Source organism: Marivita hallyeonensis (assembly GCF_900129875.1).
Taxonomy (GTDB): domain Bacteria; phylum Pseudomonadota; class Alphaproteobacteria; order Rhodobacterales; family Rhodobacteraceae; genus Marivita; species Marivita hallyeonensis.
The window spans coordinates 264,273-281,727 of the sequence record NZ_FQXC01000005.1 but is presented as its reverse complement, the minus strand read 5'-3'; the positions used below and the strand labels follow the sequence as shown (position 1 = coordinate 281,727).

The following is a 17,455-nucleotide window of genomic DNA, read 5'->3' as shown; positions in this document are numbered from 1 at the left end:
GTGGACGATCAGCGGATGATGGCAAATCGGGCAGAGGCGGTCGGCCTGGCTGGAAATCAGGCACACTGTCCTTTTCTTTTCCCCCGATCCCGTTCAGTCTTTATCATCATGCGAACGGAGGGAGTGATGGACGCCAGTTTTTCTCGCCGAAAGTTGCTGACACCCGCCGAGCTGCGGAGCCTGACCGAACGGTCCGACCTGCACGGTGCAATGCAGATGGCCAGCCATCTGGGTGCGATCCTGTTGGTCGGCATTCTGCATGCGCAGGCGATGGGGACGGCATGGGTCTGGGTCACGGGGTTCGCCTTGGGAGTCCTGCTGAACTTTCTCTATGCCGCACAGCACGAATTGAGCCACGCGACGGTGTTCAAGACGCGGTGGCTGAACGAGGTATTCGGTCGCCTGATCGGGTTCGTTCAGGTTTTCCCGCGCGACTTTGACCAGATCATGCATTTCGCGCACCACCAGCACACGCAAGACTGGGAGCGGGACGGCGAGTTGGTGCGCGAGCCTTACACGCTGACGACTTATCTTCTCTGGCTCTTTGGCATCACCTATTGGCGCAACCGCGTGTTTGGCGTGATCCGGCGGGCGCGCGGGGTGATCGTGGAGCCGTTCATCCGGCCCGAGGAAGAAGCCAAGGTGATCCGCGAAAGCCGGTTGCATCTGGCGGGCTACGCGGTGATCGCACTTGTCTCCGTGGTGACGGGAAGCTGGGCCGCGTTGACGTTCTGGCTGATCCCTATGGTGCTGACGAAGCCGGTGCACCAGTTGCAGAACACGATCGAACATCTGGGCCTGTCGCACGAGAATGATATCCTGGAGAACACGCGCTCCACCCGCACAAACGCCTTTTTCCGCTGGCTGTGCTGGCAGATGCCTTACCACACCGCACATCACACCTTTCCGGCCGTGCCGTTCTGGAAACTACGCGCGTTGAACGACAAGATCGAAGACAAGGCGGGAGAGGTCCACCGCATGGGCTGGATCGAGTTTCAGGTCGAGGTCATCAAGAAACTCATGGCGAAGGACGAAAGCCAGTACCCGATGAACGAGGTCTGGGTCGTGCCTGCGGGCGGTGGCCGCACGCGCCGCGTGCCCGCCGAGTGAGGCGGCTTCAGGTCTACACCTCGCTCTGGGCGATGCAGCCGCATGACCAGACGGGGGTCAAGCTGCCGCTGGATCAGGTGTGTGAAATGGTGGCCAGCGCCGGGTTCGATGGGATGGCGATTGATCTGGGCGCGTCCGATGTCGCAGTCGCCCACTCCGTGCGGCCGCATATGGAGGCGCACGGGTTGACGCCACTGATCGTGGCGTTTCCGAAGACAGTTGAGAGCCTGGAAGACACGCTGCACATGGCCGCCGAATTCGGCGCGCCGTTTGTGGACGTGATCGGTCAGGTCATGCCAATTGCGCTTGATGATATGGTGCCGGTGATCGAGACGTGGCTGGAGATGTCGGACCGGATCGGCATGCCGATCCAGTTCGAGACCCATCGCAATTGCATCACGAATGACCTTTACGTCACGCTGCAGCTTTTGGACCGCATTCCAGAGATGCGGATCTGTGCCGATCTCTCACATTACGTCGTGGATCGGGAGTTCTGGTTCCCATTGTCCGAGCAGGACCTGGAGTTGATCTCTCGGGTGCTACAGAGGTCGGACAGCTTTCAGGGCCGAGTTGCCAGCCGCCAGCAGATCCAGTTGCAACTCGATTTCCCGCAGCACCAGAAATGGGTGGATCTGTTCAAGGGCTGGTGGCGCGAAGGGATCGCCGATTGGCGGGCGCGGAACGTGGCCGGCGACTGCATCTTCGTTTGCGAACTGGGACCGCCGGAATATGCCATGACCGACGCGCAAGGCCGCGAGATGTCGAACCGCTGGGAAGAAGCGCAGGTCATCAAGGGCTGGGTGCGCGAGATCTGGGATGATCTGGGCGGGGATGGCTGAGCGATGCCAAGGCACGGCATCAAGGCGCGCAGCGCCGCCGTGCCAGCGCCGTCCCGACCCCTTTGGTGGCACTGTGACTGCGGTGTCGAAAGGCCATTTATCCCCCCGATTTTCCGTGCCAGACTGCGCACAAGAATTGGGAGGATCACATGAAAACGCAGGTGGCCATTATCGGTGGCGGCCCGTCGGGTCTGCTGCTGTCCCAGCTGCTGCACACGCGCGGGATCGACAGTGTGGTCCTCGAACGTCAGACCAAGGATTACGTGCTAAGCCGAATTCGTGCAGGCGTGCTGGAACAGGGCCTTCTGCGGTTGATGGAAGAAGCGGGCTGCGCGGACCGGATGCACCGTGAAGGGTTCACGCATGACGGGACGCTGATCTCGTGTGGCGACGAGCTTTTCCGCATCGATTTCACGGAACACACCGGCACGCCCGTGATGGTCTATGGCCAGACCGAGATCACGCGGGATCTCTATGCCGCCCGCGAAGCGGCAGGGGCTGAGATCGTGTTCTCTGTCGGGTCTGTGGTGATCCACGGTGCGGACACCGATGCGCCGCACGTGACATACGAAAAGGACGGCGAGACGCATCGCATCGACTGCGATTTCATTGCCGGATGCGACGGGTTCCACGGGGTCAGTCGTCAGACCATCCCGCTGTCGGTGCGCAAGGAGTACGAGAAGGTTTATCCGTTCGGTTGGCTCGGCATCCTGTCCGAGACGCAACCGGTCAACGAGGAACTGATCTACGCCAATTCGGAGCGCGGCTTTGCGCTTTGTTCGATGCGCAACGAAAAGCTGAGCCGGTATTACATCCAGTGTTCGCTGAGCGACAAACCCGAGGACTGGACCGACGAGGCGTTCTGGCAAGAACTGAAGCGCCGTATCCCGGCAGACCAGGCGGAACACCTTGTCACCGGGCCAAGCATCGAGAAATCCATCGCGCCACTGCGGTCCTTCGTGACAGAGCCGATGCAATGGGGCCGCTTGTTCCTGTGCGGGGACGCGGCGCATATCGTGCCGCCCACCGGGGCAAAGGGGCTGAACACGGCGGCGTCGGACGTGCACTACCTCTACAACGCGCTGCGCGATTTCTACGAACAAGACACGCGCGACGGGTTGGATGGCTATTCGCAAAAGGCCCTCGCGCGCATCTGGAAGGCCGAGCGGTTCAGCTGGTGGTTCTCCTCGCTGATGCACCGCTATCCCGACCAGTCGGAGTTCGACCTCAAGATGCAGCGTGCCGAGATCGAGTTCCTGCGCACCAACGCCGCCGCGCAAAAGGCGATGGCGGAGAACTATGTTGGCCTGCCCTACTGAAAGGATGCCCATGAGCCGAAAAGAGACAGGTATGGCCACCCGCCGGGCGGTTCTGGGAGACGCACATGTAGACCGGGCCGAGGCCGCAAAGACCGAATTCGACGCGCCGTTTCAGGATTTGATCACCGAAAGCGCGTGGGGCACGGTCTGGTCGGATGACACGATTTCGCGCCGCGAGCGGTCGATGCTGACGCTCGCGCTTTTGGCGGCGACGGGGAATTTCGACGAAATCCCGATGCACATCCGCGCGACGGTAAATACGGGGGCGTCGAAAGACGATGTACTGCAAGCCTTCCTGCACGTGGCGATCTATGCCGGCGTGCCGAAAGCGAACCACGCGATCAAACTGGCCAAGGCCACCTATGCCGAGATGGAGGCCGCGTCATGACGAAACCCGGCGAATACTATCCGCGCGACATGTCGATCCATCCGCCTGCGCTGGCGCCCGACTACAAGACCAGCGTCACACGATCCCCACAATTCGCGCGGATCAGCCTTGAACAGACGATCAGCGACATCACGGGACCGACCTTTGGCCACGGGGATATCGCGCCGGGCGACCACGATCTGCTATCCAATTACGCCAAGACCGGCGACCCGATTGGCGAGCGGATCATCGTGCATGGGCGTGTATTGGACGAAAACGCGCGCCCGGTGCCGAACACACTCGTGGAGGTCTGGCAGGCCAATGCGGGTGGGCGCTATCGGCACAAGAAAGACAGCTACCTTGCGCCGATCGATCCGAATTTCGGTGGCTGCGGGCGCACGCTTACGGATGAAGACGGGTATTACGTCTTTCGGACCGTCAAACCGGGGGCCTATCCGTGGCGCAACCACCTGAACAATTGGCGGCCTGCGCATATCCATTTCTCGGTCTTCGGGTCAGCCTTCTGCCAGCGGCTCATCACGCAGCTTTACTTCGAGGGCGATCCGCTGATCCCGCTGTGCCCGATCGTGCAGTCGATCCCCGATGCGGGCGCCGTCGACCGGTTGACCGCGAAGCTTGATCTGAACGCGACGATTCCGCTCGACAGCATTGCCTATCGTTTCGATATCGTGCTGCGCGGACGGCGGTCGACCTTGTTTGAAAACCGGCTGGAGGGGAACTGATGACGAAACTGCCCTACCTGCCGGAAACGGCATCGCAGACGGCCGGGCCTTACGTGCATATCGGCCTCGCGCCCGGGGCCGCGGGCTTTGACATCTATGACCATGAACTGGGCCACGACATCGCCGGGCCGAACGCCGAGGGAGAGCACATTCGCGTGGAAGGCTGCGTGCTGGATGGCACCGGCAGTCCGATCAAGGATGTGCTGATCGAGGTCTGGCAGGCGAATTCCAAGGGCGTTTACGCGCATCCCGAAAGCAACGGCGCGGTCGAGGACGGATTTCGCGGCTGGGGCCGCGTGATCCCGGATTTTGACACGGGCATCTGGGGCTTCGACACGGTGAAGCCGGGGGCCACTCCGGGCCGGAACGGCACCACACAGGCCCCGCACATCACGCTCTGGCTTGTGGCTCGGGGGATCAACCTCGGCTTGACGACGCGGCTCTATTTCGATGATGAGGCCGAAGCCAACGCCGCCGATCCGGTCCTGAACCTGATCGAATGGGAGCGGCGGCGCGAGACGCTGATTGCCCGGCGCGACGGTGACGTCTACCGGTTCGACATCAACATCCAAGGTGAAGACGAAACCGTCTTCTTCGACATCTGAGGCCCATCATGACCACCCCCTGCATCATCTGTGTCGCCATCACCGGGTCTGTCCCCAGGAAGGCCGACAACCCCGCGGTTCCCACGACGGTCAGCGAACAAATCGAAAGCACGCATGCCGCGTTCGAGGCTGGGGCGACCATCATGCATGCCCATGTCCGCAATGAGGATGAGACGCCAAGTTCGGACCCGGAGCGCTTTGCCCGGCTCAAAGAGGGGATCGAAACCCACTGCCCCGGCATGATCATCCAGTTCTCAACCGGAGGCCGTTCGGGCGCCGGGACAGAGCGTGGCGGCATGCTGTCGTTGCGTCCGGACATGGCGTCGCTGTCAGTGGGATCCAACAACTTTCCGACGCGCGTCTACGAGAACCCGCCGGACCTTGTGGCCTGGCTCGCGTCGGAAATGATCGCATATGACGTGAAACCCGAGATCGAGGCATTTGACCTGTCCCACATCTTCCGCGCCGCAGCGATGTTCGAAGCCGGTGAGATCGCGGACACCCCCTATGTGCAATTCGTCATGGGGGTGAAAAACGCGATGCCAGCGGATCGGCAGGTTTTTGACTTCTACGTGCAAACCGTGAAACGGCTTTTCGGCGAAGATGTGCCATGGTGCGCCGCCGGGATCGGACCGAACCAGATCACGCTCAACGAATGGGCGATTTCCGAGGGCGGCCATGCTCGCACGGGACTGGAAGACAACGTCCGACTGGATCGGGAAACGCTGGCACCGTCCAATGCCGCGCTCGTCGCGCGGACGGTTGAAATCTGCGAAAAACACGAGCGCCCAGTCGCAAAACCGGCGCAGGCGCGCGAGATGCTGGGACTGCGCGCGGTGGCCTGACGGGCTTTCCGTCGACGGAAAGCAGAGACGCGATGACGCGTCTTGTGAACGCTCCGGTTTACGGAGCGTTGAAGATGCGCCGACGCATCTTCACGCCGGCCCCAAACGCGTGATCTGATCGATCAGGCAATGCGCGTGACGCAAGCTCGCACCGGTCGCCTCGGCCATGGCGGGCAGGATCATCCATTCGAGCGCCCACGCCGCGCCAGAGCGTTCCTGTTCGTGCAGAAGCGCTTGCGCCAGCCCGCCTTGCTGCACGGCCACGAACCGGGCCAGCGTCACGAGCGTTTCGGCCAACACCGGGTTTTCCTTGTGCGGCATGGCCGAGGAGCCCCCGCCGCCCGTCAGTTTGACCTCGTCGATCCCCTGCTGCGCCATGAGCGCGATGTCCTGCCCCATCTTGCCCAGCGACCCGGTGACCAGAACCAGCCAGTGGCCCACATCAAGGATCGGCGTTCGATTGGTGTGCCACACCGGACCCATGCGCAACCCGAGGCGCCGCGCCAACTCCATCGCGGCGGCATCCCCTTGGCCGTCCGGTGTGTCGCGCAAACCGACCGGGCCACCCAGTTGCACTTGGCCGACATGCGCGCGCAGACTGGCCAGCCGCTCGTGATGATCGCGCAGGGGCGTGAGCCACGCATGCACGCGCGCCTTCACCGGGATCGGCAACGCCGCCTGCATCCGTGTCCGTCCGATCAATGTGCCGTCGGCGTCGCGTTCGAGCGCGGTCAGCGCGTCGAGGACCTGACCGAGCCGCGCATCGAGAACGCCCAGGATGTCCATGAGCATCAGCACCATCACGGTGTCGATCACGTCCTGACTGGTGGTCCCGGTGTGGATCGCTTGGGCCGTTCGATCATCCAGACCGTCGCGCAGTTGCGTCATAAAACCGGGGATCGGCATCCCGTTGGCGTTGCTGCTGTCTGCCAGCGCCAGAAGGTCCGGCACCCGTGCGCGGATCGCGTCAATCGCGGCGTCGGCGTCTGAGGCCGGCACGGCACCGAGAGACTTGAGCGTCTCGGTCCAGGCGACCTCGAACGCGGTGGCGTGTTTCAGGAACGCAGCTGCCCCGAAATGGCTGGCGATTTCGGTGTCGTGAAACAGGTCCCCGAACAAACCGGACGTGGTGAAACTGTTTGTCATGAACGCACCGTGGCGGCAAAGCGCAGGTGGGGCAAGCCTGTCGAACGGGCAACTCGTGCACCGGCGAAATCCCCCCGAAATGAAAAGCCCCGCGCGATGGCGGGGCTTTTGATGTTTCGGGTGAAGGAACGCTTAGTCGTTGTCGTTCTTCAGTGCGGCACCAAGGATGTCGCCGAGGGACGCGCCGGAGTCGGAGGACCCGTACTGCTGTACCGCTTCCTTCTCTTCGGCGATCTCGCGTGCCTTGATCGACAGGCCAAGACGGCGCGTCTTGCTGTCCACGTTCGTCACGCGCACATCAACCTTGTCACCCACCGAGAAGCGCTCGGGGCGCTGTTCAGCACGGTCGCGCGACAGGTCGGAGCGGCGGATGAAGGACTTCATGCCTTCGTATTCCACTTCGATGCCGCCGTCTTCGATCGCTGTGACCTGAACGGTGATCACGGAGCCCCGCTTCACGCCGCCAACGGCTTCGGCGAACTTGTCGCCACCCAGTGCTTTGACGGACAGCGAGATGCGCTCTTTCTCAACGTCCACTTCGGTGACAACGGCCTGAACCATGTCGCCCTTGCGGTAGTTCTGGATCGCGTCTTCGCCACGCTCGTCCCAAGACAGGTCGGAGAGGTGCACCATGCCGTCGATGTCGCCGTCGAGGCCAACGAACAGACCGAATTCGGTGATGTTCTTGACTTCGCCTTCGACCTCTGTGCCCTCGGGGTGTGTTTCTGCAAACACTTCCCACGGGTTGCGCATGGTCTGCTTGAGGCCCAGCGACACGCGGCGCTTGGCGCCGTCGATTTCGAGGACCATGACTTCCACTTCCTGCGAGGTGGACACGATCTTGCCTGGATGGACGTTCTTTTTGGTCCAGGACATCTCGGAGACGTGGACCAGGCCTTCGACGCCCGGCTCAAGCTCAACAAAGGCACCGTAATCGGTGATGTTGGTCACGCGACCCATATGCACGGACTCGAGCGGGTACTTGGCCGCGACGAGATCCCACGGATCTTCCTGCAGCTGCTTCATGCCGAGGCTGATGCGGTGCGTTTCCTTGTTGATCTTGATGACCTGAACCTTGACCGTCTCGCCGATCGACAGGATCTCGGACGGGTGGTTCACACGGCGCCATGCCATGTCGGTCACGTGCAAGAGGCCGTCTACGCCACCCAGGTCCACGAACGCACCGTATTCGGTGATGTTCTTGACCACGCCGTCGACTGCCTGACCTTCGGTGAGGTTGCCAATGACTTCGGCGCGCTGTTCGGCGCGGGACTCTTCGAGGATCGCGCGGCGCGAGACAACGATGTTGCCACGGCGGCGGTCCATCTTGAGGATCTGGAACGGCTGCTTGAGACCCATGAGCGGGCCTGCGTCACGTACAGGGCGCACATCTACCTGAGAGCCGGGCAGGAACGCCACGGCGCCGCCGAGGTCGACGGTAAAGCCGCCTTTGACACGACCGAAGATCGCGCCCTCGACGCGGGCGTCGTCGGCATAGGCTTTTTCCAGACGGTCCCATGCTTCTTCGCGGCGGGCCATTTCGCGGGAGATCACCGCTTCGCCACGCGCGTTTTCTGCGGAGCGCAGATAAACCTCGACCTCGTCACCGACACTGATGTCGGGCGCTTCGCCGGGGTTTGCAAATTCCTTGAGTTCGACGCGGCCTTCCATCTTGTAACCAACGTCGATGATGGCCTGGCCCGCTTCGATTGCGATGACCTTGCCTTTGACGACAGACCCTTCGTCGGGTGTGTCCATTTCGAGGCTTTCGTTCAAGAGGGCCTCGAATTCCTCCATAGATGCGTTCTGAGCCATGTGGCGTCTTTTTCCTTTACGTCTCATCTTTTCTGGCCGAGCGGTTGTCTCCGCCGGTCTGGGGTTGGTGCCGCACTTGATGTGGGGCGATTGGTCAAGGCGTCCGTAAAACAAAGAGGGCCGGTGGATGCCGACCCCTGCTCGATCTTTGCTTTTTGGCTTTGTTTGCCTTTTAGCGACGCGCGCGGCGTAGCAGAGCCCGCCGTTCATGGCAAGACCTCATGGAAGGCGCTGCGCAGTATGGGCCGGGTGTCGCGCAAGGGCGGTTACCTGACTTTGCAGGCTTGCCGCGATCCGTTTGTTGGATGCGGCCGTGGCACGACGCGCCGCCCGCTCCGCGATACGCCCCACGAATTGCTTTTGCTTCCGGGCCGATAAGAGCGGACGAACCGGGATGCGCGCCATGCCGTCTGGCGGGTCCGTTCCGGTTCTGGCAGAAACCAGGCTTCGGCTAAGATCGCTGTTGAGCAGGGTTTCCGCGTAAACGCCATTGGCTGAAATCAGTTCATGGCTGGCGCATAGGATGTGCACGTAATCCACGCTTTTTGCTCTCAGGTCAAAAGTCACCCCCGGCAGGTTGGTCAGTCGATGCGCCGCGACGAATGCGCCGCTGTCGTTGAACATATGGCGGGCGACAGGTGAGGTCACGAAGATGCGATGCTGGCGCGAGACTTTCAGCGGAGCGAAAGGCCGTCCATTGCCCAACGCCCCGACAGCTATGCTGACAGGAGCGGTCTTCGGTTCCGTCCGGACGGTCCAACGACGTGTCCAGCGCACCGGTTGCGCCCCGTGATCGGCGGTCAGAACAAGATCGCCGACCCTGATTTCTTCGATCTTTCGAGGACCGTCCGGTGTTTCGATCCATGTCCCGGCCACGAAACACACGACGGTCGATGAGCTGGAACTGTTGGTGTTGATGCCGTCGAAGCCGTCTGCCGACATGCTTTGGATGGTAAGCTCATTGATCTTGTAGCCATCGGGCAAGCGCACGAAGGTTGCGCCGTTCTGAAGCTGATAGACGCTGATTTCAATGGATTCCGGCGTGGTCGTCGCGGCGCGCACGACCTGCGCCAAGAAGCGCGCTTCGCTGTCGAGCCCGCTGGTGATCGGACCCGCCCCCAGATCGTAGGTAAAGGTATCCGACGCCATGTTGAAATCGTCGTTATATGTGATGCCGGGATCGAAATTGTCTGACATCGACACGCTGACCACCTGCATCTGGGTCTCATCATAGGTGCCCTGCACCGCGCCGGGGTTCTCGTTGGTATTGTTGCTTTCGTCCGTGTCCATTGGGGACAGAACGCCGATATAGATCAGATCCGCCATGATGCGCCGTGTCCGCTTTCGTCTGGATCATGACGTTAGACGGAACCTGTCAATGGCCGGTTGCCGGCCTGAGCTATTCTGCCGAATATTTTAATGTTTCTTCTGATCAGCTTAGAGCATTGAAGCTGCGGCGTGGTGCTGTTGGGTCAGAGTTCCTCACCACGTTCGAGCAAGTCTCTCAGAATGTCTTCGTATATCCCCCGACTGTCACCTCCGCCAAAGCTGAGGGCGCCGCTGGAATAGGCCTGTCCATAGGTCAGAGCCACGGTGACCGTTTGCGCAAGCGCTGAAATGAGCTGGTTCTGCTCCAGCGGCGACATCGGATGGATAAAGGTCCCCCAGAGCCGGCCCTGCGCAACGGCGTAACGGGCATCAAGGGCAGTGTCGAAGTTCGCCTGCATCAGGCGCATGAGTTCGTCGGCATCGAGGCCGTCAGCCGAACGGATCGGAACCATCGCGCGCATGCGATCCGCTACCGGGTCCGCGATGACCATCACGGGGACATCCGCCAGGGTCAGTTCAATGACATTGCCCTGCACGCGCGCGTCTTCGTCGAGTTGGGAGATGATCTCGGCCATCCGCACGAATGTCATGGGAGGTTCTGATTGAGGTGCCTCTTGTGCGGCTGCGGCGCTGGTCCCGAGACAGAAGACAAGAATGCTGAAAAATCGGCGCATTGTCGAAAACCTTTCGATAAGACGGGTCACAGCGTACCGCAAATTCATCACACCGCGACGCACGTCTTCGTGTAAGTTCCCAAGCTTTTCGCAAATCCGATCAGCAGTATTGTTCTGGGCCGATCCACTGGTCCTTGGAATATCGCTCTCCATGCGCCCAGCCGACCGGCAGGACAGTTTCGATGCGCGTGATGTCCTCGGCCGTCAATGTGAGGTCGGTTCCGCGCACGAGTTCGCGGAAATGCGCAACCGAGCGGGTTCCGGGGATTGGGACGATGTGTGGCGCCTTGTGCAGGAGCCATGCAATCGCAATGGCGGCTGCCGGTTCACCCATCTCGGCAGCGAGAGCGCGAAACCTGTGAGTGATTGCAATATTGGCCGAATAGTTCGGTTCCAGAAAACGCGGATTGCTCGACAGGAAGGGCAGCGTTGGAACGATGTCGGCAGGGACCGGATGGTCGGTCAGCAAAGAGCGCCCCACCGGAGAGAAGGCAACCAAGGCCGTGCCAAGTTCTGCGCAGGCTTGAACAAGACCGAGTTCCGGCATCCGGGTGGACAGTGAATATTCCGACTGAACCGCCGCTATTGGATGCACCGTCGCGGCACGGCGAAGCGATGAGGGGGCGATTTCGGAAAACCCGATGGTTTTCGCTTTGCCCTTTTCGACCAGCCGGGCGAGATGGCCGGTGGCGTCCTCGATCGGCAGGTCCGCCTGGCGCCGGTGAATGTAGAACAGGTCTACGGCGTCGACGCCCATGCGCGTCAGGCTGTTGTCCAGTTCCGCTTCGAGATGTGCGAGATCGTTGCGATAGGCCCGCTTGCCGTCGGCATCTTTGGTGATCCCGGCTTTCGTAGCGATGTGGAAATGGTCGCGCGCCGCAGACCCGCGCGCTTTGAAAAACGTACCAATCGCCGTCTCGGAGCCGCCCATGCCATAGACGTTCGAAGTGTCGATATGCGTGACGCCTATCTCCATCGCCGCGTCCATGATGGCATGACTGTTTGCTTCGGTCGTAGGGCCGTAGAAATTGCCGAATGACATCGCGCCGATGCCGAACCGGCGCTGCATTCCTTCGAAACCGTTCATATGTCCCCTCCCCTACGGAATTATGGTCTGTCGCCGGCGCGGCGCGCCTCAACGGCAGAGATGGCCTGCGCCACAGCGGCGTCAATCGTCATGTCAGAGGTGTCGATCAGGACGGCATCCTCGGCCTGCGCAAGTGGCGCGTCCGCGCGGCTGCTGTCGCGGGCATCGCGCGCGTTCACATCGGCAAGGACAGTGTCGAAATCGGTATCCGCGCCGCGCTCTTGCAGTTCGGCGAACCGGCGCTGCGCGCGGACCTCGGCGCTGGCGGTGACGAAGAGCTTGGCCTCGGCCTGCGGACAGATCACCGTGCCGATATCGCGACCGTCCAAGACGGCGCCCCCGGCGCGGCGTGCGAAAGCACGTTGGAAGTCGAGCAGCGCGGAGCGGACCTCGGGGATCACCGCCACTTTCGATGCGGCTTGCGCCACGTCTGCGCTGCGCAGGTCCGGGTTGTCCAAATCTTCGGCCACCAGGTTTTGCGCGGCTCTAATCGGGTCTTCACCGGTCAACATGCGCGCGCCGACAGCTCGATACAAAAGCCCGGTGTCGAGATGCGCAAAGCCGAAATGCGCCGCCACCGCTTTGCTGATCGTGCCTTTTCCGGCGGCGGCAGGGCCGTCGATGGCCACGGTGAAAGGCTGGGTCATGCGGGTTTCCGGAAGGTCATGTAATGCGGCACGCGATCCTCGCGCAGGGCTTTCTGCTCGTACCGGGTTGAGATCCAGTCGTCCCACGGCTCCCGCCAGTCAGCGGGTCGTTCGGCCAGCCAGTCAAACCCGGCTTTCGGGACTTCGATCAGGGTCTGGCGGACATAATCCGGGATATCGGTCGCCACGCGGAATTCCGCACCGGGGGCCATCGCCTTGAACAGAGGATCAAGGTGCTCTTGCGTGACGAACCGGCGCCGGTGATGGCGTTTCTTGGGCCAGGGATCGGGGTAGAGAAGAAACGCCTTTTCCACCGACCCATCGGGCAACACATCGAACATGTCCCGCACATCGCCCGGGAACACGCGCAAGTTGGTGACCCCGGCTTCCCGGATCTTGCCCAGGAGCATCGCTACGCCGTTGATGAAGGGCTCACAGCCGATGAGACCAACATCGGGGTTCTGCTGTGCCTGATGCACAAGGTGTTCGCCGCCGCCGAATCCGATCTCCAACCAGACCGGCTTGCCGCCGAAGATCGCGTGCAGGTCCAATGGCTTGCGATCCGGGTTCTCGTCCCACGACACAGGTCCGGGGCTGAGCTTTGCGAGGTCCTCCTCCAGATAGGCCTCTTGGCTTTTCCGAAGGGTCTTGCCTTTGAACCGCCCGTAGAAATTGCGCCACGGCGCGCCAGAGGGGTGTTTGGGGTCCGTCATGGAGCGCTCGTCTAAAGCCAGAGATTGACCGGGGCAAGCCGTGTTGACGTTTACGGGTCGATCACGATGGAGCCCAGAACGTCCAGTCCGGTCTCTCCGACACGAGCGATCAGTACTTCGCCGGAGCCTGTGGTCTGGCCGGTCAAAGCAACGATGTTGACGAAATGCGTGACCACGAAAGGACGCGCCGTCAGGGCTCGTAACTGCGCCACCGCTTCGCGGGTCTGAGGGTCGCGCAACGCGCGGTTCTGGAAGAACGAGTTGAAGGCGGGCGCGTCCTGAACCGGGCCGAGGTCAAGCAGCTCTGCCGTATCGCGGCACCGGCACCATTGGCTTGTCAGCACGATGTCGAAGCTGTGACCGCGTTCGCGGAAGGCCATGCCGATGCGTTCGGCCTGCGCACGTCCCCGATCGTCGAGGTTGCGTTGGGTGCTGCAGTCGCTGATGTCGAAATCGGCAGGATCACCGGTGCCCGGAGCCAACGCGTGCCGCATGATGGCGAAGGCGCCAGGCTGGTCCAACGCAGCCCAGTCATTGGCGAAAAGAACCCCCGGCCAGAGCAGGCCGAGGGTAAGAAGAAGGCGTTTGATCATAGCCGTCCGTCGAGAAACTCTTGCAGTCCGTCCCAGCTTCCCTGATCTGCCATCAGGTCGTAATCGCGCGATCCGTAGACGGTGAAGCTGTGCCTTGCGCCGCCAAAGACTTCGGCCCCATGTTGCACACCGGCTTCCTGAAGCTGGTCCAGCAAAGACGCCAGATCAGCCATCCCCGAGACCGGATCGGCGCTGCCGTGGAAGAGCATGATCGGTGCGGCGGTGGCAGAGTAATCCTGCCCTTCGGGCGTGCCGAGGCCGCCGTGGAAGCTGACAAAGCCGTTAAGCTCTGCCCCGGCGCGCGCGGCTTCGAGAACAGCGGCCCCGCCAAAGCAGTACCCCATCATCACCATGTCAGAGGTCGCCCCGGTGATATTGGCGGCTTCGGCAATGGAGCCCAGGAGACGGGCGCGGAATTCCTCGCGGTCGCCATAAAGCGCGCCCGAAAGAGCGCGGTTTTCATCGATGCTTTGCGGGTTCTCGTCCGCGCCGTAGACGTCGATGGCAAAAGCCGTGTAGCCCAGCGCCGCCAGCATCTCGGCCCGGCGCTCTTCGTAGTCGGTCATGCCGTCCCAATCGTGCACGATCAGCACCGTGCCTTTTGGTTCGATGGCCGTGTTGGTGGCGACGTAGCCTTCGTATTCGCGATCGCCCACCGTATAGCGGTGGTAGTCCGCCAACAGCTCGGCATGAGCGGCGGTGGCGGTGAGGGCCAATATGGCCAAACTTGATCTGAACATGGGTCTCTCCTCTCGCATCCCTAGGACACAGCTTAGCACGGATGCGCGAAAGGAAAGAGGTCAGAGCGAATGTTCCCACTTTAACAAGCGAACACAGTCTTTGCGGCGGTCGGGCAGGTTTGCCCGACCAGTCCGATATCAGACCGAGGACTTGAGCGCATCGACAAGGTCGGTGCGTTCCCAGCTGAACCCGCCATCCGCCTCAGGCGCGCGGCCGAAATGGCCGTAGGCCGCGGTGCGCTGATAGAGTGGTTTGTTCAGTTCCAGATGCGTGCGAATGCCACGTGGGGTGAGGTCCATCACCTTGGGGATCGCCCGTTCAATCGCAGCCGCGTCCACGTCGCCGGTGCCGTGCGTGTCAGCGTAGATCGACAGCGGTTTCGACACGCCGATCGCATAGCTGAGCTGGATCGTGCAGCGGTCGGCCATGCCCGCGGCCACGACGTTTTTCGCCAGGTAGCGCGCGGCGTAGGCCGCAGAGCGGTCCACCTTGGTCGGGTCCTTGCCGGAAAACGCGCCACCGCCATGCGGCGCAGCACCGCCATAGGTATCTACGATGATCTTGCGCCCCGTCAGCCCTGCATCTCCGTCCGGCCCACCGATGACGAACATGCCGGTTGGGTTGACCCACCATTCTGTCTCTTCGGTGATCCAGTCGTCGGGGAGAACTTCGCGGATGTAAGGTTCGACGATTGCACGAATATCGGCAGAGCTTTGGCTTTCGTCGGCGTGCTGGGTCGACAACACGATTGAGGTCACACCCACGGGCTTGCCGTTTTCATATCGTACGGAAATCTGTGACTTCGCGTCAGGTCGCAAAAGCGGCTCCTGCCCGGATTTGCGCACCTCGGCCAGACGGCGCAGGATTGCATGGCTGTACTGGATCGGCGCAGGCATAAGCGCGTCGGTTTCGTTCGTTGCATAGCCGAACATGATACCCTGATCGCCTGCGCCTTCGTCCTTGTCCTCACCGGCATCGACACCTTGGGCGATATGCGCGGATTGCGGGTGCAAAAGGTTGGTGATCTTACAGGTCGCGTGATGAAACTTGTCCTGCTCGTACCCGATATCCTTGATGCAGGCGCGCGCAATATCGGGGATGCGGTCCATGTAGGTGCCAAGCTTGTCTTTGTCCGACAGACCGACCTCGCCGCCGATTACGACGCGGTTCGTAGTGGCGAAGGTTTCGCAGGCAACGCGGGCTTCAGGTTCTTCGGTCAGAAACGCGTCGAGGACCGCGTCAGAGATGCGGTCGCACACCTTATCAGGGTGTCCCTCGGACACGGATTCCGAGGTGAAGATATAGTTCTGTCGGGACATGAGTGCTCCATTAGGGTTCTGCCGTCACGTCAGGAAGCCGTTGTGACGGGATGTATTGTCGTGCGTTACGCGCCTGCGTCCGCCGGGTCAATGGGGCCGTCGGCGTTTCACGGCGACAAGCGCTGCAAATGCCGCGACCAGAGCGAGAATGGCCGGAGTATCGCCTGTTATACTGTAGATGGTGGGCGGACGCGGCGCGGGCAAGGGCACGTCGACAAATCCCGCCCGCCCGAGAGGGATCGCCTCGAGCATGCGGCCTGCCGGATCGATCATCGCCGAAATCCCGGTATTGGCGGAGCGGACCAGCGGCACACCCTGTTCGATGGCCCTGAGACGCGCCTGCTGCAGGTGTTGCTGCGGGCCGGCCGACGTCCCGAACCAGGCGTCGTTGGTCAGGTGCAAAAGGAAGTCCGGGCGAAGGGGTGCGCCGTTCACATCTTGCGGGAACACCGCCTCGTAACAGATGAGCGGCAGAGCGATGCCAAGCGCGCCAAAATCGAGCGTCTGCGGGCCGGGCCCGGACGAGTACCCCGCTTCGGCCCGTGCCGCGAGACCAAGGATATTGAACTTGGCGAAGAGCCCCGCGGCGGGCATATATTCGCCGAAGGGGACCAGGTGATGCTTGTCGTAGACCTGATCCGGTACGCCTGTTGCATCCAGTGTCACGAGCGAGTTGTAGTACCGCCCTTCTTCCTCGCGCTGGATGCCCAGAACCACCGGAACACCCTGCGCCGCATCGGCGATCACTTCGAAGGCCGGGCCCGCGTTATGGAGCAAATTCGGAACGGCGGTTTCCGGCCAGACAATCAGATCGGGGCTCGGCAGTTGCGCGGTGAAATCGACCTGACGGGTGAAGAAGGTCGGGATATGCGCCGGATCCCATTTCTGGTGCTGCGGTGCGTTCGGTTGGATCAGACGAACCACCGGACGATTGTCCACGTCTGAAGCATGCGGCGTCAAGAGGACACCGCCGATCCATAAGGCCAGGAAACCCGCGACGGTCACCAGACCCCTGACGAGGGAATTGGATTTCAAAGCCGTCATGGTCAGTGCCGCCAAAAGCACAGTGATCAGCGTCACACCATGCGGCCCCAGAACGGTGTGCCATTGGGCCACCGGCGTTGACGACCAGAGATAGCCAAGCAATCCCCAGGGAAAACCAGTGAGAACATAGGCACGTGCAAGCTCGACCGTGGCCCAGACAACGGCGATTGCAAAGGGCGTCGGCGACAGGCGCCGCCCGATCCAGAAGGCGCCCGCCCAGAAGAGCGACAGGCCACCGGCGATCCCGGCAAGCGCGAAGGGGGCCATCCAGCCGGTTGCCGCAGCGTCGACCTGAAACGGCTCAAGGATCCAGTGCAGAGAGATCGCGAAATAGCCGGTTCCGAACAACCATCCGATCCAGCCTGCCCGCGCCGCGATAGCTTCTCGGTCGACGAGCCAAAACACCGCAACCAATGCCGCAACCGCAACCCACCAGAGGTCAAACGGTGGTTGGCCAAGCGCAAAGAGGCATCCCAGCCCGAACGCCGCGAGACGGGGCAAGACCTTGACCATCGAAAG

18 protein-coding genes and 1 riboswitch are annotated in these 17,455 nt (G+C 61.8%); of the genes, 7 read left to right on the top strand and 11 right to left on the bottom strand.

Annotation, left to right across the window (positions count from 1 at the left end; all coding sequences use genetic code 11):
- Positions 1 to 126: 126 nt before the first annotated feature.
- The 7 genes from BUA42_RS17505 to BUA42_RS17475 all read left to right on the top strand — a co-directional run bounded on the left by BUA42_RS17505 (position 127) and on the right by BUA42_RS17475 (position 5,828).
- Positions 127 to 1,110 carry a fatty acid desaturase gene (locus tag BUA42_RS17505; RefSeq protein WP_072779616.1) on the top strand — a complete coding sequence of 328 codons (984 nt, stop codon included), beginning with the start codon at positions 127 to 129 and terminating at the stop codon, positions 1,108 to 1,110.
- Positions 1,107 to 1,949, top strand: a complete 843-nt coding sequence (locus tag BUA42_RS17500; protein WP_245819050.1) for a sugar phosphate isomerase/epimerase family protein — start codon at positions 1,107 to 1,109, stop codon at positions 1,947 to 1,949. Before BUA42_RS17505 ends, BUA42_RS17500 begins: the two co-directional genes overlap by 4 nt.
- Positions 1,950 to 2,098: 149 nt before the next feature.
- Complete coding sequence (pobA, locus tag BUA42_RS17495; RefSeq protein WP_072779615.1) at positions 2,099 to 3,268, top strand: 4-hydroxybenzoate 3-monooxygenase; 1,170 nt, start codon at positions 2,099 to 2,101, stop codon at positions 3,266 to 3,268.
- A gap of 10 nt (positions 3,269 to 3,278) precedes the next feature.
- On the top strand, positions 3,279 to 3,656 hold the full coding sequence (gene pcaC, locus BUA42_RS17490) for a 4-carboxymuconolactone decarboxylase (RefSeq protein ID WP_425435040.1): 378 nt from the start codon (positions 3,279 to 3,281) through the stop codon (positions 3,654 to 3,656).
- The gene (pcaH, locus tag BUA42_RS17485) at positions 3,653 to 4,378 is read left to right on the top strand and encodes a protocatechuate 3,4-dioxygenase subunit beta (protein ID WP_072779613.1); all 726 of its coding nucleotides are present in this window, start codon (positions 3,653 to 3,655) and stop codon (positions 4,376 to 4,378) included. The genes pcaC and pcaH overlap by 4 nt, the downstream gene beginning before the upstream one ends.
- Entirely contained in the window at positions 4,378 to 4,983 is a 606-nt protein-coding gene (pcaG, locus tag BUA42_RS17480) for a protocatechuate 3,4-dioxygenase subunit alpha (RefSeq protein ID WP_072779612.1), read from the top strand. The genes pcaH and pcaG overlap by 1 nt, the downstream gene beginning before the upstream one ends.
- An 8-nt stretch (positions 4,984 to 4,991) precedes the next feature.
- Entirely contained in the window at positions 4,992 to 5,828 is an 837-nt protein-coding gene (locus tag BUA42_RS17475; RefSeq protein ID WP_072779611.1) for a 3-oxoadipate:acetyl-CoA acetyltransferase, read from the top strand.
- 90 nt (positions 5,829 to 5,918) lie between these two features.
- Here the strand turns inward: BUA42_RS17475 and BUA42_RS17470 are convergent, their stop codons facing one another.
- The 11 genes from BUA42_RS17470 to lnt form a co-directional block, all read right to left on the bottom strand.
- The gene (locus BUA42_RS17470; protein ID WP_072779610.1) at positions 5,919 to 6,974 is read right to left on the bottom strand and encodes a 3-carboxy-cis,cis-muconate cycloisomerase; all 1,056 of its coding nucleotides are present in this window, start codon (positions 6,972 to 6,974) and stop codon (positions 5,919 to 5,921) included.
- Positions 6,975 to 7,106: 132 nt separating this feature from the next.
- The gene (gene rpsA / locus BUA42_RS17465; RefSeq protein WP_072779609.1) at positions 7,107 to 8,816 is read right to left on the bottom strand and encodes a 30S ribosomal protein S1; all 1,710 of its coding nucleotides are present in this window, start codon (positions 8,814 to 8,816) and stop codon (positions 7,107 to 7,109) included.
- 192 nt (positions 8,817 to 9,008) lie between these two features.
- Positions 9,009 to 10,115 carry a Hint domain-containing protein gene (locus BUA42_RS17460; protein WP_072779608.1) on the bottom strand — a complete coding sequence of 369 codons (1,107 nt, stop codon included), beginning with the start codon at positions 10,113 to 10,115 and terminating at the stop codon, positions 9,009 to 9,011.
- A gap of 146 nt (positions 10,116 to 10,261) precedes the next feature.
- Entirely contained in the window at positions 10,262 to 10,708 is a 447-nt protein-coding gene (locus BUA42_RS17455) for a polysaccharide deacetylase family protein (RefSeq protein ID WP_342716119.1), read from the bottom strand.
- A 184-nt stretch (positions 10,709 to 10,892) separates the two neighbouring features.
- Positions 10,893 to 11,879, bottom strand: a complete 987-nt coding sequence (locus tag BUA42_RS17450) for an aldo/keto reductase (protein WP_072779607.1) — start codon at positions 11,877 to 11,879, stop codon at positions 10,893 to 10,895.
- 20 nt (positions 11,880 to 11,899) lie between these two features.
- Positions 11,900 to 12,526: a (d)CMP kinase gene (locus BUA42_RS17445; RefSeq protein WP_072779606.1), complete on the bottom strand. Its 627-nt coding sequence runs from the start codon at positions 12,524 to 12,526 to the stop codon at positions 11,900 to 11,902.
- A complete protein-coding gene (gene trmB, locus BUA42_RS17440; RefSeq protein ID WP_072779605.1) occupies positions 12,523 to 13,239 on the bottom strand; it encodes a tRNA (guanine(46)-N(7))-methyltransferase TrmB in 717 nt (238 codons plus the stop codon). The genes BUA42_RS17445 and trmB overlap by 4 nt, the downstream gene beginning before the upstream one ends.
- A 50-nt stretch (positions 13,240 to 13,289) precedes the next feature.
- Positions 13,290 to 13,832 carry a histidine phosphatase family protein gene (locus BUA42_RS17435; protein WP_072779604.1) on the bottom strand — a complete coding sequence of 181 codons (543 nt, stop codon included), beginning with the start codon at positions 13,830 to 13,832 and terminating at the stop codon, positions 13,290 to 13,292.
- Positions 13,829 to 14,572 (bottom strand): dienelactone hydrolase family protein, encoded by a 744-nt coding sequence (locus tag BUA42_RS17430; RefSeq protein WP_072779603.1) that lies wholly within the window; start codon positions 14,570 to 14,572, stop codon positions 13,829 to 13,831. The genes BUA42_RS17435 and BUA42_RS17430 overlap by 4 nt, the downstream gene beginning before the upstream one ends.
- 138 nt (positions 14,573 to 14,710) lie before the next feature.
- Positions 14,711 to 15,892, bottom strand: coding sequence for a methionine adenosyltransferase (metK, locus tag BUA42_RS17425; RefSeq protein ID WP_072779602.1), 1,182 nt, complete (start codon positions 15,890 to 15,892; stop codon positions 14,711 to 14,713).
- A 3-nt stretch (positions 15,893 to 15,895) separates the two neighbouring features.
- Positions 15,896 to 15,944: riboswitch (SAM-SAH riboswitch) on the bottom strand.
- 35 nt (positions 15,945 to 15,979) lie between these two features.
- Positions 15,980 to 17,449: an apolipoprotein N-acyltransferase gene (lnt, locus tag BUA42_RS17420; RefSeq protein ID WP_072779601.1), complete on the bottom strand. Its 1,470-nt coding sequence runs from the start codon at positions 17,447 to 17,449 to the stop codon at positions 15,980 to 15,982.
- Positions 17,450 to 17,455 lie beyond the last annotated feature (6 nt).

Coding starts and splice junctions, on each gene's coding strand:
- BUA42_RS17505 (WP_072779616.1), top strand. CDS start 127: ATGGACGCCAGTTTTTCTCGCCGAAAGTTGCTGACACCCGCCGAGCTG.
- pobA (WP_072779615.1), top strand. CDS start 2,099: ATGAAAACGCAGGTGGCCATTATCGGTGGCGGCCCGTCGGGTCTGCTG.
- pcaC (WP_425435040.1), top strand. CDS start 3,279: ATGAGCCGAAAAGAGACAGGTATGGCCACCCGCCGGGCGGTTCTGGGA.
- pcaH (WP_072779613.1), top strand. CDS start 3,653: ATGACGAAACCCGGCGAATACTATCCGCGCGACATGTCGATCCATCCG.
- pcaG (WP_072779612.1), top strand. CDS start 4,378: ATGACGAAACTGCCCTACCTGCCGGAAACGGCATCGCAGACGGCCGGG.
- BUA42_RS17475 (WP_072779611.1), top strand. CDS start 4,992: ATGACCACCCCCTGCATCATCTGTGTCGCCATCACCGGGTCTGTCCCC.
- BUA42_RS17470 (WP_072779610.1), bottom strand. CDS start 6,974: ATGACAAACAGTTTCACCACGTCCGGTTTGTTCGGGGACCTGTTTCAC.
- rpsA (WP_072779609.1), bottom strand. CDS start 8,816: ATGAGACGTAAAGGAAAAAGACGCCACATGGCTCAGAACGCATCTATG.
- BUA42_RS17460 (WP_072779608.1), bottom strand. CDS start 10,115: ATGGCGGATCTGATCTATATCGGCGTTCTGTCCCCAATGGACACGGAC.
- BUA42_RS17455 (WP_342716119.1), bottom strand. CDS start 10,708: ATGACATTCGTGCGGATGGCCGAGATCATCTCCCAACTCGACGAAGAC.
- BUA42_RS17450 (WP_072779607.1), bottom strand. CDS start 11,879: ATGAACGGTTTCGAAGGAATGCAGCGCCGGTTCGGCATCGGCGCGATG.
- BUA42_RS17445 (WP_072779606.1), bottom strand. CDS start 12,526: ATGACCCAGCCTTTCACCGTGGCCATCGACGGCCCTGCCGCCGCCGGA.
- trmB (WP_072779605.1), bottom strand. CDS start 13,239: ATGACGGACCCCAAACACCCCTCTGGCGCGCCGTGGCGCAATTTCTAC.
- BUA42_RS17435 (WP_072779604.1), bottom strand. CDS start 13,832: ATGATCAAACGCCTTCTTCTTACCCTCGGCCTGCTCTGGCCGGGGGTT.
- BUA42_RS17430 (WP_072779603.1), bottom strand. CDS start 14,572: ATGTTCAGATCAAGTTTGGCCATATTGGCCCTCACCGCCACCGCCGCT.
- metK (WP_072779602.1), bottom strand. CDS start 15,892: ATGTCCCGACAGAACTATATCTTCACCTCGGAATCCGTGTCCGAGGGA.
- lnt (WP_072779601.1), bottom strand. CDS start 17,449: ATGGTCAAGGTCTTGCCCCGTCTCGCGGCGTTCGGGCTGGGATGCCTC.